We start from the raw sequence: 14,792 nt of genomic DNA, 5'->3' as shown, positions 1-14,792 counted from the left end.
GGCAAAGCCGGATGCGGCCTCGATCAGCGCTTTGCGATCGGCACGTAGTCGCGTTCCGGCGCGCCGGTATAGAGCTGGCGCGGGCGGCCGATCTTCTGGTGCGGATCCTCGATCATTTCCTTCCACTGCGCGATCCAGCCGACGGTGCGGGCGACCGCGAACAGCACGGTGAACATGGTGGTGGGGAAGCCCAGCGCCTTCAGCGTGATGCCTGAATAGAAGTCGACGTTCGGGTAGAGCTTCTTCTCGATGAAGTAGGAATCGGTCAGCGCGATCTTTTCCAGCTCCATGGCGATGTCGAGCAGCGGATCGTCCTTGATACCGAGCTCGCCCAGCACCTCATGCGCCGTCTTCTGCATGATTTTCGCGCGCGGGTCGTAGTTCTTGTAGACACGGTGGCCAAAGCCCATCAGCCGGAACGGGTCGTTCTTGTCCTTGGCGCGGGCGATGAACTCCGGGATGTGGTCGACATGGCCGATCTCACCCAGCATGTTGAGCGCCGCCTCGTTGGCGCCGCCATGCGCCGGGCCCCACAGGCAGGCGATGCCGGCGGCGATGCAGGCGAACGGGTTGGCGCCCGACGAGCCGGCGAGACGCACCGTCGAGGTCGAGGCGTTCTGCTCGTGGTCGGCATGCAGGATGAAGATGCGCTCCATGGCGCGCGCCAGCACCGGGTTGATCTTGTATTCCTCGCACGGCACAGCAAAGCACATATGCAGGAAGTTGGCGGCGAAGTTCAGCTCGTTCTTCGGGTAAATGAAGGGCTGGCCGATATGGTATTTGTAGGCCATCGCCGCGATGGTCGGCATCTTGGCGATCAGTCGCATCGAGGCGACCATGCGCTGATATGGGTCCGAAATGTCGGTGGAGTCGTGATAGAAGGCCGACAGCGCGCCGACCACGCCGCACATCACAGCCATCGGGTGCGCGTCGCGGCGAAAGCCGGTAAAGAAGCGCGACATCTGCTCGTGCACCATGGTGTGGCGCGTCACCCTGTAGTCGAAATCGTCCTTCTGCGCCTTGGTCGGCAGTTCGCCGTAAAGCAGGAGGTAGCAGACTTCGAGGAAGTCGCCATGTTCGGCCAGCTGGTCGATCGGGTAGCCGCGGTGCAGCAGGATGCCGGCATCGCCGTCGATGAAGGTGATCGCCGACTCGCAGCTTGCCGTCGAGGTAAAGCCGGGGTCGTAGGTAAAGGCGCCGGTGGTGTTGTAGAGCGCACCGATATCGATGACGTCAGGCCCGACCGACCCGCTTCGCACCTTGAGTTCGTGCGTCTTGCCGGCCAGTTCGAGCGTGGCAGTCGACGGATGCGTCTTGCTGCCGGTGTCCAGTTTTGTCGCAGCTTCGCTCATTCTCAAACTCCTTCATCTTCCTTATGCCGGCAAGGCAAGTCCTGCAAACGACACGTCGAAATCACCGGAATGCGCGAACTCGCCACCGCATTTTGGGAGGTGCGTGCCAGATTGGGCCAGGGCCTAATGTTGCACTGCGAAACGCGCCTTTCAATGCCAATCTTCTTGGGCCAGTTCGCTCCTAATCGATTTGATCCGCAATCCGCGCCAGGCTTTCCTCGCGGCCGAGCACGGCAAGCACGTCGAAAACGCCGGGCGAGGTGCTGCGGCCGGTAAGCGCCGCTCTCAGCGGCTGGGCCACGGCGCCGAGCTTGTGGCCACCGGCCGTCGCGAACTCGCGCACGGCGGCTTCCGCCGCAGCGGCCGTCCATTCGCCGGAAACGGTCTGCAAGGCCGCGTGCGCGCCGCGCAGGATCGTACGCGCATCGGCACTGAGAAGTGCCGCCGCCTTCTCGTCGACCGGCAGCGGCCGCTTGACGAACAGGAAGCCGGCGCCATCGACCAGTTCCACCAGCGTCTTGGCGCGCTCCTTCAGGCCAGGCAGCGCGGCCAGCAGCTGCGCTTTCCTGGTGTCGTCGAGGCGGGCGGCAAGCGCAGGGCCGCCTTCGAGATAGGGCAAAGTGGCGACGAAGATGTCGAGCAGCTGAACGTCGTCCATCTTGCGCATATGCACGCCGTTCAGCGCATCGAGCTTGGCGAAGTCGAAGCGCGCCGCGCCCTTGTTGACGTCGCCAATATCGAACCAGGCGATCATGTCCTTGATCGACATCACCTCGTCGTCGCCATGGCTCCAGCCGAGCCGTGCCAGATAGTTGAGCAGCGCCTCAGGTAGATAGCCCATGGCACGGTAGGCCTCGACGCCGAGCGCGCCATGCCGCTTCGACAGCTTGGCGCCGTCGGCGCCATGGATCAGCGGGATGTGCGACATGGACGGCACGTCCCAGCCCATGGCGTGGTAGATCACCGTCTGGCGCGCCGCATTGGTCAGGTGGTCGTCGCCGCGGATGATGTGGGTGACTCCCATGTCATGGTCGTCGACAACGACGGCATGCATGTAGGTCGGAACACCGTCCGAACGCAGGATGATGAAATCGTCGAGATCCTTGTTGGGGAAGCGCACCTCGCCCTGCACGCGGTCATGCACCACGGTCTCGCCCGAGATCGGCGCCTTGATGCGAATGGCGCCCTTGACGCCGGCGGGCGCCTGTGAGGGGTCGCGGTCGCGCCACGCGCCATTGTAGCGCGGCGGCAGGCTCTTGGCGCGGGCAGCCTCGCGCATCGCCTCAAGCTCTGCGGGTGTCTCATAGGCGTAATAAGCCTTGCCCAGGCGCACCAACTCCTCGGCCACCTCGCGGTGGCGCGGCGCGCGCTCGAACTGTGAGACGGCCTCGCCGTCCCAGGACAGGCCGAGCCAGGTCAACCCATCCAGAATGGCCTGGGTTGCCGCAGCGCTGGAGCGTTCGCGGTCGGTGTCCTCGATGCGCAGCGCCATCGTGCCGCCGGTGTGCTTGGCGTAGAGCCAGTTGAACAGCGCCGTGCGCGCGCCACCGATGTGCAGATAGCCGGTGGGCGAGGGGGCAAAACGGGTGACGACCTTGTCGGGCATGGAACTCTCAGGGATTCTGGAAAAGCGAGGCATGATCGCGCGGACTTTCGCGCTTTGCGCGTTCATGTAGCATAGGGGGTCTGGGGCGCAAGGGGCAGACCCGATGGCTGGACGTGGCCGGGGCGAGGATCAAGGCGAGGGCGCTGAAGCAAGCGTCAGCGAACGGTCGCTGTTTGCCGATACTCCCTATGCCGAGCCGATGCCCGTTGCGCTGCTGGAACTGAGCCCCGGCATTCTGCCTTTGGCGCCGGATGACGTAGCATCGGCGCCTGTCGCCGTGCCTGGAACCGCCATCCGTCTGCGCAGGCTGCTCCGCCGTCCGTCATGGTCCGCAATCCGCCGCAGCGTTGCCGTGGCCGCCGGCACGGAACTCGACCGTGGCGTTGCCTTCCTGCTGGTGCCGGTCTTCCTGGCCGCCGGGGTCATTGTCTATTTCTCGCTGGCCAGCGAGCCGGGCTTCGCCCAGCCAATCGCCATTGTGGCGTTGGCTGCATTTTGTGCTCTCGCCACGCGATCTAGGCCGAAGATGCATCTGTGCTGCATGGCTGCGATGCTATGCGCGCTCGGCGTGGTTGCCGCCAAGGTCGAGACCTGGCGCGCCGGAACGCAGATGCTGGGCTCCGAGATCCAGACGCGGTTGACCGGGCGCGTTGTCAGTCTTGAAGACATGGAGAACGGCCGCATCAGGCTGACGCTCGACGTGATTTCCACCGCTCACCCCAAGCTGCGCTACGCGCCGGAGCGGGTCAGGCTCTCGGCGCGTGGGATTCCGGCCGATATGACGGCAGGCTCCCTGGTGACCGGCTATGCCAGGCTGTTGCCGCCGACGGGTCCGGTGCGGCCGGACAGCTACGATTTCTCCTTCGACAGCTATTTCAGCGGCATCGGCGGCAGCGGCTTCTTTCTCGGCAATCCCAAAACCATCGCCGCGCAGGAACCGCCGCCGCTGATTGCACGGCTCTCCTCTGCGATTGAAAAGGCGCGCGAAAACATTGCCGATCATATCAGGGGCAAGATCGGCGGGGCCGAAGGCGAGATTGCCGCGGCGCTCATTGTTGGGGTGCGCGCCGGCATTCCGGACGAGGTCAACGAAGCGATGCGGCGCACCGGCATCTACCACATCATCTCCATTTCGGGTCTGCACATGGCGCTGGTCGCCGGCACCATCATGGCGTTGCTGCGTGGCGCCTTCGCGCTGTTTCCCGATTTCTCCTCGCGCCGGCCGGTGAAGAAATATGCGGCCGCCGTGGCACTCGTCTCGATCGCCGCCTATCTCGTCATTTCAGGCATCGTGGTCGCCGCAGAGCGCAGCTTCATCATGCTGGCGGTGATGCTCATCGCAGTGCTGTTCGATCGTGCCGCGCTCACCATGCGCAATCTGGCAATCTCGGCCATCGCCGTCATCCTGGTGTCGCCGCATGAGGTTGTCGGCCCGAGCTTTCAGATGTCGTTTGCTGCTACCGCCGCCCTTGTCGGCGCCTATGCCGGCTGGGCCGACTACCGCGCCGACAAAGTGAGAACGCCGCCGGCAAAGCGCTCCCTTGCCGGTTTTCTGTCGCGAAGATTCTTGGCTGGCATGGGCGGCCTCGCCATGACCTCGATCATTGCCGGCAGCGCCACGTTGCTGTTCGCGATCTGGCATTTCCAGCGTGTGTCGCCGCTCAGCCTGCTCGCCAATCTCACCGTGATGCCGATCGTATCGCTGGTTGTCATGCCATTCGGAGTGCTCAGCGCGCTGGCCATGCCGTTCGGCGCGGACGGGCCGTTCCTCTACGTCATGGGCAAGGGCCTGACGGCAATGATCGCGATCTCTGCCTGGATCTCCGAGCGTTCGCCGCTCGATGCCGTCGGGCTGATCTCCATCCAGTCCGTATTGCTGGCAACGGTTGCACTGGTCATCGCGACCATGGCCACCACCTGGCTGAGGCTGGCGGCCGTACCTTTCGCGCTGGCTGGTCTGTTGACGGTGCCGCAGGTGCGGACGCCCGATGTGCTCATTTCCGAGGATGCGCATCTGGTGGCTGTGCCGATCGGCGGCGGCGAGCTCGCTCTCAACCGGGAGCGCGCAAACGAATTCACCACCGACAACTGGAAACGGGCGCTGATGGCCGAGACCATCATTCAGCCCGAGACATTTGAGACGGGAGACAGGCGGCTCGATCTCGATCCGCTCGACCTGCCGCCCGGCTCACCCTTCTACTGCATAGGCGATCTCTGCATTGCCCGGCACCCGTCCGGAGCCATTGTCGCGCTTGCAAAAGACCGCAAGACAGCCCGGCCAGCCTGCGCTTTCGCGAGCCTGATCGTCATCGACGACGCCACCGCCTACAATCCGTGCCGCGACCCGTTGGTTCTGGTCGTTACCAAGAAGCAGCTTGCCCGCGATGGCAGTGCCGCCGTCTTCTTCGATCCGCAATCGGCCGCGACAGCCCCAACCATTCGCTTCGCCGTCGACAAGCCCTACCGTCCCTGGCACGAGCAACGCTACTTCTCACGCGAAGCACGCGGCCTGCCGCCTTACAAGCAGCGTGAAAAGTACAAACCTAAACCGGCTCAGTAACGCCTGATCAGCCCGACCAGTTTGCCCTGCACCTTGACCCGATCCGGTCCGAAGATGCGGGTCTCATAGGCCGGATTGGCGGCTTCCAGCGCGATCGAGGCGCCCTTGCGGCGAAAGCGTTTCAGCGTCGCTTCCTCGTCGTCGACCAACGCCACGATGATCTCGCCGGGGCTGGCGGTGTCGGCATTGCGGATGATGACGGTGTCGCCGTCGAAAATGCCGGCCTCGATCATCGAGTCGCCCTTGACCTCGAGCGCGTAGTGTTCGCCGCCCATGATCATGTCGGGCGGCACCGAGATCGAATGCGTCTGGTGCTGGATGGCGTCTATCGGCACACCGGCGGCGATCCGGCCCATAACCGGGATCGACACCGCCGAAACCGCGTCGTCATTGCCGGCAGACATCGAACGCGAGGGCGAGGCCGGCTTGATCTGGCGGCCGAGACCGCCCTGGTTTTGACCGAGGCTGCCCTGGATGACGCTTGGTGAGAACTTTTTCGCCGCATTGAGGCCAGGCGCAATCGAGTCTGGCAGCCGCAGCACTTCCAGCGCGCGCGCCCGGTTCGGCAGCCGGCGAATGAAACCGCGCTCCTCCAGCGCCGTGATCAGGCGGTGGATGCCGGACTTGGAAGCGAGGTCGAGCGCCTCCTTCATCTCGTCGAAAGACGGCGGGATTCCGCTCTCCTTCAGGCGTTCATGGATGAACATCAGGAGTTCATGTTGTTTGCGCGTCAGCATCGCGGCCCCCCAGGGTTCTGAAACCAGAATCAGAAAAAACAAACCCAGAACAAACACTATCTGTTCCAGTTGTGTTCCGCAACCTTTTAAAGTTTAATGAATGTGTTGACGTTTTGTTCAGCGTAACATCAGCACGCTGCAGGCGGCACCCGGGGCGGCGGCTGGAGCGAAGGGCTCGCGCACGATCAAGCCGTTGGCGTCGGCCAGCATTCGCAGCATCGAGGAATCCTGGATGCCGAACGGCGTTGCGACAAGTGCGCCGGCTTCTTCCCGGACCACGGCGCGCACGTAGTCCTGCCTGAGATCGTTGGCCGGCATCGCGGCGCCGAGTTGCGCCTGCCGCATATCCTGCCGATGGACGCGGCCACCCAGCTGCGCCAAAAGCGGTTTCAGGAACAGTTGCGAGCAGACCAGGCTCGCCACCGGGTTGCCTGGCAGGCCGATGCATCTGATGTCGCCGAGACGCCCGAACATCAGCGGCTTGCCCGGGCGCATGGCAAGCTTCCAGAAATCGAGCTTCATGCCTTCGCCGGTAAGCACGTCGTGCACAAGGTCGTGGTCGCCGACCGAAGCTCCGCCGAGCGTGACGATGACGTCGGCCTTTGCCGCGACTGCCTTCTGCACCAGTGCTGCAATCGCTTCCCTGCGGTCGGCCGCGATACCGAGATCGAGCGCGCGCGCGCCGACCGATTGCGCGGCGGCCGCGACGCCATAGGCATTGGACGAGATGATCTGGTCGGGGCCAAGCGCGCTGCCCGGCGGCAGCAACTCGTCGCCGGTGGCGATGATGGCGACCAGCGGCCGTTGCACCACATTCACCATCGGATGGTTGGCCGATGCCGCCAGCGAAAGTGCGGCCGGATCGAGCACGCGGCCTTTCTCCAGCAGGACGTCACCTTGCGCAAAATCCAACCCGCGGCGGCGGATGTTGCGTTCCTTTGCCGTCGGCTCGGTGACCTCGACCTGGCCACCGCCGAGATCCCTGACATTTTCCTGGATGACGATGGTGTCTGCGCCTTCAGGCAGCGGCGCGCCCGTGAAGATGCGCACGGCCTCACCCTTGCCGACGGTGCCGTCAAAGCCGCGCCCGGCAGGCGCCATTCCGATTACAGAAAGCCGCGCCGGGGCGGATGCCACATCCTGCGCCCGCGCCGCATAGCCGTCCATGGCGGACGCGTTGAAAGGCGGCTGGGTGCGCAGCGCTACGACAGGCTCTGCCAGCACCCGGCCGGCCGCATCCGCCAGCGCCACGCTTTCACCCCGCAGCGCCGCAGCGCCGTCGAGGAGGCGTTGAAGCGCCTCGGCGACCGGAACCAGCGCCATTTAAGAACCCGCCTTGTAGTCGCCGGACTTGCCGCCGGTCTTTTCCACCAGCCGAATGCCGGAGATCACCATGGCGCGGTCGGCGGCCTTGGCCATGTCGTAAATGGTCAGGCAAGCCACCGATGCAGCGGTCAGCGCCTCCATCTCGACGCCCGTCTTGCCGGTGACGCGGGCGAGCGCGGTGACCCTGAGGCCGGGCAAAGCGGGATCCGGCTCGATGTCGACCGACACCTTGGTCAACAGCAGCGGATGGCAGAGCGGAATCAGCTCATGCGTCTTCTTGGCCGCCATGATGCCGGCGATGCGCGCTGTGCCCAGCACATCGCCCTTCTTGGCGTCGCCATCGAGGATCATCTTCAGGGTTTCAGGCCGCATCGAGACAAAGCCCTCGGCGATTGCCGTGCGTGTCGTCTCGTCCTTGCCACCGACATCGACCATGTTGGCCTCGCCCTTGGCGCCGAGATGGGTGAGGGCGGCTGTCATCGTCAGGCTACCTCGGCTGTCGCCTTGCCTGTCAAAAGCAGGCGCGTTGCCGCGGCGACATCGTCTTGCCGCATCAGGCTTTCGCCAACAAGGAAGGTTTCGATGCCGGTCTTTTGCATCCTGAGGCAATCGTCGTGGGTGAAAATGCCGCTCTCGCTGACCAGCAATCGGCCGCCCGGCACCATCGACGCCAGCCGCTCCGAGGTTTCAAGGCTGGTCTCGAATGTTCTGAGATTGCGGTTGTTGATGCCGATCAGCTGCGACGACAGTTTTACCGCGCGCTGCGTCTCGGCCTCGTCATGCACCTCGATCAGCGCATCCATGCCGAGTTCGAATGCGGTCGCTTCCAGTTCGCTCGCCAAGGCATCGTCGACGCTGGCCATGATGATCAGGATGGCATCGGCGCCCCAGGCGCGTGCCTCGTAGACCTGATAGGGGTCGAACAGGAAATCCTTGCGCAGCGCGGGAAGCGACACCGCCTTGCGCGCGTTGGTGAGAAATTCCGGCGCGCCCTGGAAGGACGGCGCATCGGTCAGCACCGAAAGACAGGCGGCGCCGCCTTTCTCATAGGCCCGCGCCAGCGCTGGCGGGTCGAAATCGGCGCGGATCAAGCCTTTGGACGGGCTCGCCTTCTTGATTTCGGCGATCAGCCCGAAACTGCCCGATCTGCGCTTCGCTTCAAGCGCCTTGAGAAAGCCGCGCGGCGCGTCCGCGTCCTTGGCCCGCGCCTTGATCTCGGCCAGCGGCATCTTCGCCTTTGCCGTCGCGATCTCGTCGCGCTTGTAGGCCTCGATCTTGCGCAGAATGTCAGCCACGGTCCTATCCGTTCGAAATCTCGACCAGCCTGTCGAGCACGCCCAGCGCCCGGCCGCTGTCGATGGCTTGTGCCGCCGCCGCCATGCCGTCGGCCAGCGTCGTTGCCTTGCCCGCCACCACCATACCGGCGCCGGCATTCATCAGCACCGTGTCGCGATAGGCCCCGGCAGCGCCGCCCAGCATGTCGCGCAACGCCTTGGCGTTGTAGGGGGCGTCGCCGCCGCGCAACTCTTCCTTGGTGTGGCGCTGCAAGCCGACTGCTTCCGGGGTGAGCGTAAAATGGCGGATCTCGCCGCCGGCAAGTTCCGCAACTTGCGTCTCGCCGGTAGTGGTGATCTCGTCATAGCCGTCGCCATGGACGACCCAGGCATGCTCTGTGCCCAGCGCCTTCAATGTCTCGGCCACCGGCACGATCCATTCCGGCAGGAACACGCCGACCATCTGCCGGCTGACGCCAGCCGGATTGGACAGCGGGCCGAGCAGGTTGAAGATGGTGCGGGTGCCGAGTTCGACGCGGGTCGGGCCGACATGCTTCATCGCAGGATGATGCGCCGGCGCGAACATGAAGCCGACGCCGGCCTCATGGATGCAGCGCCCAATCACTTCCGGCGGGATATCGATCTTGACACCGAGCGCAACCAGCACATCGGCGGCGCCCGTCAGCGAGGACAGGCCGCGATTGCCATGCTTGGCCACCGGCACGCCGCAGCCGGCGATGACGAAGGCCGAAGCCGTCGAGATGTTGACGGAGTGCGAGTTGTCGCCGCCGGTGCCGACGATGTCGATGGCGCCTTCAGGGGCTTCGACGCGCAGCATCTTGGCGCGCATGGTGGCGACGGCGCCGGAAATCTCGCTCACCGTCTCGCCACGCACGCGCAGCGCCATCAGGAAGCCGCCGATCTGGCCCGGCGTCGCGTCGCCCGACATGATGATGTCGAAGGCTTCGCGCGCTTCGTCAAAGGTCAGCGCGGTCCCGGTGGCGACCTTGGCGATATGGATCTTCAGGGCGCTCATGGGGCCAAGGCATTCATTGGGTCAAGACATTCATTGGGTTAAGGCGTTCATTGAGCCAAGGCCTGGGCAACGGCGGCCTGGTCCACGCTGACGGCGTACTGCGTCTGCAACTGCGCCACCAACTGGTCGAGCAGATCGTCGGACATGCCTTGCGTGAAGGATTTCTGGGCATCGTCGGGCACCGAACTGGCATCGGCTCCGGCCGGCTCGAACACTTCGGCCACCTTGAACAGAATCTGGCCTTCGCCGGTGGGCGAGGGGATCAGCCCGGTGCCGCCTTCGCCGACGCCGAACATCGCTGCCGCGCCGTCCTTGCCGAAATCGACATCGTCGGCCTCGCGCTTCACACCGCGCTTGGTCTGCTTTTCAAGTTTCAGTTCGCCGGCGATGACGTCAAGCGTGGTGCCGGCCTTGAGGCGTTTGTCGAGCTCATCGGCCTTGGCGGTCAGCCGCTTGGTTGTTTCCTCTGTCGTCCAGTCCGCCACCACCCGCTGGCGAACCTCGTCCAGCGTGCGGTCGCGCGCCGGCGTGATCGATGTCAGCTCGTAGAACACGAAGCCATTGTTGGTCGTGGTCAGGGCCTCGTTCTCGGTGTTGGGTTCGGCCTCGAACACCGCCTTGATCAGGTCCGGCGATGCCGGCAGGTCCTTGATGACGGTTCCGTCCGGCTTGAGGCCGGTGCGGTCGATGGCGTCGACGGTGACGTCCTTGAGCTTCAGCTTGGCGGCGGCTTCGGCCAGCGTGCTGCCGGCGGCGCGGGTGTCTTCGTAATTGTCGTGCACGTCGAGCAGGATGCGGCTTGCTTCGCCCAGTGCCAGATCCTTGCGGATCTGGTCTGACACTTCGGCCAGCGGCTTCACCACCTCGGGCTTGATATCGGTGACGCGCAAAAGCACAGGGCCGAACGTACCCTGGACGACCGGGCTGACTTCGTTGACGGCAAGCGCGAATGCGGCATCGGCGACCGCCTTGTCGCTGATCTTGTCCTTGGAGAGCGTGCCGAGCAACGTGTCGGCCTGGGTCTTTCCCTGCGCGATAACGATCTTGTCGAAGGTAGCGCCCGTCTTCAGCGAATCGGATGCTGCCTCTGCGGCATCCAGCGTCGGGAACACCAGCTGTTCGATGGTGCGCATCTCCGGCGTGGTGTAGCGCCCCTTGTTCTTGTTGTAGTCGTCGCTGACCTGCTGGTCGGTCACGGCGCTGATATCCATGATGTCTTCAGGCTCGAGCCGGACATAGGAGAATTTCCGGTATTCGGGCGCCGCGTAAGTTTTCTTGTTGGCGTCGAAATAGGCTTGAAGCACGCTGTCGGATGGCGCCTCGATCGGCTCGACCAACGCCTTCGGCAAGGTCAGATAGTCGATGGTGCGGTCTTCGCCGCGATAGAGCGCGACCGCCTTGAAGAACGTGTCCGGAGCCTTGAGGCCGTCCGAAACCGCCTCGACGATCTGCTGGCGCACCGCCACCTGGGAACGGTTCTTGAGATAGTCCTCCGGCCGCATGCCGAGCTCGCGCAAGCGCGATTCGAACAGCCGCCGGTCGAACTGGCCATTCGGGCCCTGGAAGGCGGGTTCCTGGCGCGTCAATTCGGCCAGCTTGTCCTTGGAGAAGCCGAGCCCGAGCTTGCGCGCCTGTTCGTCGAGAACGGCGCCCGACACCAGTTGCGCCAGCACCTGGTTATCGATGCCATAGGCCTTGGCTTGCTCGCGGCTGATGCGCTGGCCGATCTGCTGCTGCAGCATGTTGATCTGGCGATCGTAGGCGAGGCGGTATTCGGTGATCGACACGGTGGTGCTGCCGGCGGTGATGACCGCGTGATGGCCGGCCAGGAAGCCGCCCGCCAGCCGGGTGGTGACGCCCCAGGCGGCAAAGCTTGCCACCAGCAGTAAGAGCAGGGTCTTCGCGACCCAGGTCCCCGCCGCGCTTCTCAATATACCAAGCATTGCTACTTCCGATTTTTCCGCACTTTCGGGTGCGCCCGAGTCTGAAACAAGCGCAATAGCGCCCTTCCGGCTCACTGTCGATTGCTTTGTGGCCTGATTTTGGTAGGGAGGGCGAGACCCCAATGTCGCCCGGAGAACCAGATCCCATGACGCCAGGAATTCGACCGCTCGTTGCCGGCAACTGGAAAATGAACGGCACCAGCGCCTCGCTGAACGAGCTCAGGATGATCGGCAACGGCTTCATGAGCGGGCTTGACGCCGAGACCGAGGCACTGGTCTGCGTGCCCGCCACCTTGCTGTCGCGCGCGGCCGAAATCCTGTCGCGCACGCCGGTGCGGTCCGGCGGCGAGGATTGCCACATCAAGGAGAGCGGCGCCTTCACCGGCTGTGTCTCGGCCGAGATGCTGAAGGACGCCGGCGCCAGCCACGTCATTGTCGGCCATTCCGAATGCCGTGAACAGCGCGGCGAGGACGATGCGACCGTCCAGGCCAAGGCATCTGCCGCATGGCGCGCCGGTCTCGTCGCCATCATCTGCATCGGCGAGACCAAGGCCGAGCGCGAGGCGGGCGCCGCCCTCGACGTCTTGTCGCGCCAGGTCGCCGGCTCGGTGCCGCCCAGCGCGACGCCAGCCAACACCGTCATCGCCTACGAGCCGGTATGGGCGATCGGCACCGGCCTGACGCCAACCGCCGACGACGTGGCCGAGGCGCATGCGCATATCCGCGAAAAACTCTCGGAGGGGCTCGGCGCCTCGGTGGCCGGCAAGATCCGCATCCTCTATGGCGGCTCGGTCAAGCCGTCCAATGCGGTCGAACTGCTCGGCGTCAAAAATGTCGACGGCGCGCTGGTTGGCGGCGCCAGCCTGAAAGCGGCGGATTTTCTCGCCATTGCCGAGGCCTACGAGAATATCGCGTAGGCCCCGAAATTTCGTTGCCGACCAGTTCCGTCGCCGACTTGATCAAACGCCGCGCTGCGGCCGAAATCGTTGCAAAGGGCGCATTGCTTCCCATATTCCGGCCACGGGCTTGGAAATGCCGTTAAAGCATTGTATGGAGCCGCCTCCAAATCACCGGCCCTGATCGCCAGGGAGCGGCAGGGCTTGCCAGGATAAAATATGGAAACCGTACTGATCGTCATCCACCTCATGGTCGTGCTCGCCCTTGTCGGCGTGGTGCTGCTGCAGCGCTCCGAAGGCGGTGGTCTCGGCATCGGCGGCGGTTCCGGTTTCATGACCGCGCGCGGCGCCGCCAATGCGCTGACGCGGGCGACGGCGATCCTGGCCGCGGCTTTCTTCGTCACGTCGCTGACACTCTCGATCGTTGCCCGCTACGGCGAAAAGCCGATCGACATTCTCGACCGCGTGCCGGCCGGCAATAGCGTGCTCAACCAGTTGCCTGGCACGACGCCGCCCTCCGGCACCACCGCACCGGCTGCGCCTTCGGGCAATGGTGCCGCCACGACACCTCCGGCCACCGCTCCCGCCACCACAGCCCCTGCGACGGCTCCGGTCCCGGCGACGCCGCCTGCGACCGATTCGGCTACGCCGCCGGCAGCCAACGGCGTCACCTTACCGGTCACACCACAGGTTCCGAACCAGTAGTCGGGTAAGGTCAGACGCCGCGATCTGTTGTTGTTTCAACACAGTCGCGGCAAATGCACATGATCACGAAGATTCGACTATGCCTCCCGCTTGAGGCTCCTCCGGCACTTCGATTATAGATTGCGCGCGGCACTTTCTGCGCCCTTGGGGGGCGCCGGGCGACGCCGTGGGCAACAAGCATTGAACGATCGGATCTTCGCCATGCAGCTTCGCAGCTTCATTTTCATGGGGTTTTGTGCCGTATTCGGCATGAGCTCCGCGGCCTTCGCCGGCACTCCGGCAATGACCTCACCGCCGTCGGTTAGCAAAACCGCTGTCATCAACGTCGCCGCCAAGAGCGATGCGGCGCAGCTGAAGCTTCTCAAGAAGAAGAAAGACCCGAGCCCGGAGGATCTGGCTCAGATCAGCAGGCTCGAAGACAAGATCGCTGCCGACAAGGCGGCAGCCGGCGCCAAGGCGCTCGAGGCCCGCAAGCTGGCCATGCGCGAGGCGGCAAAAGCCAAAGCCGACGCCCAGCGCCAGGCCTTCCTGGCCAGCAAGGGCAAGCCGGTCGTGGTCGCCGACGCCAAGTCGGCCAAGAAGACCACCAAGATCATTGCGCCGGTTGACCCGCTAGCGCCAATCGAGCCGATCCTGTCGGCCGAGCCGCTCCCGCCCGAAGCGATGAACGTCGCGCTGACCGGCAACAATAGCGAATTGCGCAGCGAGGCCCCTGGCCAGAAGCCACAGAGCGGCGGTCTGTTCGCCGGCCTGTTCGGTGGTACATCTTCTGCCTCCTCGATTGCCTATCTTCCCGAGACGCGCGCGCTCGACCAAGCTCTGGCCAAGCGCGAGGCCAAGAAGCAGTTCAAGGTGAAGCCGGAATTCGTGCCGCAGGAAGTCGAATTCAGCGGTTATTCCGCCGGCACCATCGTCATCGATACCAGCGCGCGCCGCCTCTATCTCGTCGAATCATCCTCGACGGCCCGCCGTTATGCGATCGCCGTCGGCCGCGAAGGCCTGCAGTTCAAGGGCACGGTCGCTGTCGGCGACAAGCAGGAATGGCCGCGCTGGATCCCGACGCTGGACATGCAGAAGCGCGAGCCCAAGCACTATGGCCAGTACAAGGACGGCATGCCCGGCGGCGGTCAGAACCCGCTCGGCGCCCGCGCCATCTATCTCTATGACGGCAAGAAGGACACGCATCTGCGCATCCACGGCACCATCGCGCCGCAGTCGATCGGAACCAGCGCCTCCAATGGCTGCTTCCGCATGATCAACGAGCACGTCATGGACCTCTACAGCCGTGTCAGGGTCGGCACCAAGGTCGTCATCATCTGACGTTCTCCCAATCCTGCCGAAAGGGCCGGCTTCTGCC

The 14,792-nt window shown here is 64.5% G+C and carries 12 protein-coding genes; 4 read left to right on the top strand and 8 right to left on the bottom strand.

Annotation, left to right across the window (positions count from 1 at the left end; translation table 11 throughout):
• Window positions 1–23 precede the first annotated feature (23 nt).
• Together gltA and gltX are read right to left on the bottom strand one after the other, a co-directional pair.
• Window positions 24–1,352 carry a citrate synthase gene (gltA, locus tag ACWTU9_RS13415; protein ID WP_454575021.1) on the bottom strand — a complete coding sequence of 443 codons (1,329 nt, stop codon included), beginning with the start codon at window positions 1,350–1,352 and terminating at the stop codon, window positions 24–26.
• Between the two features lie 181 nt (window positions 1,353–1,533).
• Entirely contained in the window at window positions 1,534–2,958 is a 1,425-nt protein-coding gene (gltX, locus tag ACWTU9_RS13410; protein ID WP_455858672.1) for a glutamate--tRNA ligase, read from the bottom strand.
• A 103-nt stretch (window positions 2,959–3,061) separates the two neighbouring features.
• On the opposite strand from gltX, the gene ACWTU9_RS13405 reads away from it, so the two are divergent.
• Entirely contained in the window at window positions 3,062–5,518 is a 2,457-nt protein-coding gene (locus ACWTU9_RS13405) for a ComEC/Rec2 family competence protein (RefSeq protein WP_455858671.1), read from the top strand.
• Here ACWTU9_RS13405 and lexA read toward each other — a convergent pair.
• From lexA to ACWTU9_RS13375, 6 genes are all read right to left on the bottom strand, one after another.
• Entirely contained in the window at window positions 5,512–6,255 is a 744-nt protein-coding gene (gene lexA / locus ACWTU9_RS13400; RefSeq protein ID WP_454575024.1) for a transcriptional repressor LexA, read from the bottom strand. The two genes, ACWTU9_RS13405 and lexA, sit on opposite strands and share 7 nt — an antisense overlap.
• A 117-nt stretch (window positions 6,256–6,372) precedes the next feature.
• The gene (locus ACWTU9_RS13395) at window positions 6,373–7,578 is read right to left on the bottom strand and encodes a molybdopterin molybdotransferase MoeA (protein ID WP_455858670.1); all 1,206 of its coding nucleotides are present in this window, start codon (window positions 7,576–7,578) and stop codon (window positions 6,373–6,375) included.
• A complete protein-coding gene (gene moaC, locus ACWTU9_RS13390; protein WP_455858669.1) occupies window positions 7,579–8,061 on the bottom strand; it encodes a cyclic pyranopterin monophosphate synthase MoaC in 483 nt (160 codons plus the stop codon).
• A 2-nt stretch (window positions 8,062–8,063) separates the two neighbouring features.
• Entirely contained in the window at window positions 8,064–8,876 is an 813-nt protein-coding gene (gene trpC / locus ACWTU9_RS13385) for an indole-3-glycerol phosphate synthase TrpC (protein WP_455858668.1), read from the bottom strand.
• 4 nt (window positions 8,877–8,880) lie between these two features.
• A complete protein-coding gene (gene trpD, locus ACWTU9_RS13380) occupies window positions 8,881–9,891 on the bottom strand; it encodes an anthranilate phosphoribosyltransferase (protein WP_455858667.1) in 1,011 nt (336 codons plus the stop codon).
• Window positions 9,892–9,938: 47 nt separating this feature from the next.
• Window positions 9,939–11,834, bottom strand: coding sequence for a peptidyl-prolyl cis-trans isomerase (locus ACWTU9_RS13375; protein ID WP_455858666.1), 1,896 nt, complete (start codon window positions 11,832–11,834; stop codon window positions 9,939–9,941).
• A 146-nt stretch (window positions 11,835–11,980) separates the two neighbouring features.
• Here ACWTU9_RS13375 and tpiA point away from each other — a divergent pair, with 146 nt between their 5' ends.
• The 3 genes from tpiA (at window position 11,981) to ACWTU9_RS13360 (ending at window position 14,755) form a co-directional block, all read left to right on the top strand.
• Window positions 11,981–12,751: a triose-phosphate isomerase gene (gene tpiA / locus ACWTU9_RS13370; RefSeq protein ID WP_455858665.1), complete on the top strand. Its 771-nt coding sequence runs from the start codon at window positions 11,981–11,983 to the stop codon at window positions 12,749–12,751.
• A gap of 198 nt (window positions 12,752–12,949) precedes the next feature.
• Window positions 12,950–13,435, top strand: coding sequence for a preprotein translocase subunit SecG (gene secG, locus ACWTU9_RS13365; protein ID WP_455858664.1), 486 nt, complete (start codon window positions 12,950–12,952; stop codon window positions 13,433–13,435).
• Between the two features lie 201 nt (window positions 13,436–13,636).
• Window positions 13,637–14,755, top strand: a complete 1,119-nt coding sequence (locus ACWTU9_RS13360) for a L,D-transpeptidase (protein ID WP_455858663.1) — start codon at window positions 13,637–13,639, stop codon at window positions 14,753–14,755.
• The last annotated feature ends 37 nt before the right edge of the window (window positions 14,756–14,792 follow it).

It is taken from the genome of Mesorhizobium sp. 128a (assembly GCF_053848025.1).
Note: the sequence above shows the minus strand (reverse complement) of the source record. Positions and strands in the feature narration are given on the sequence as shown.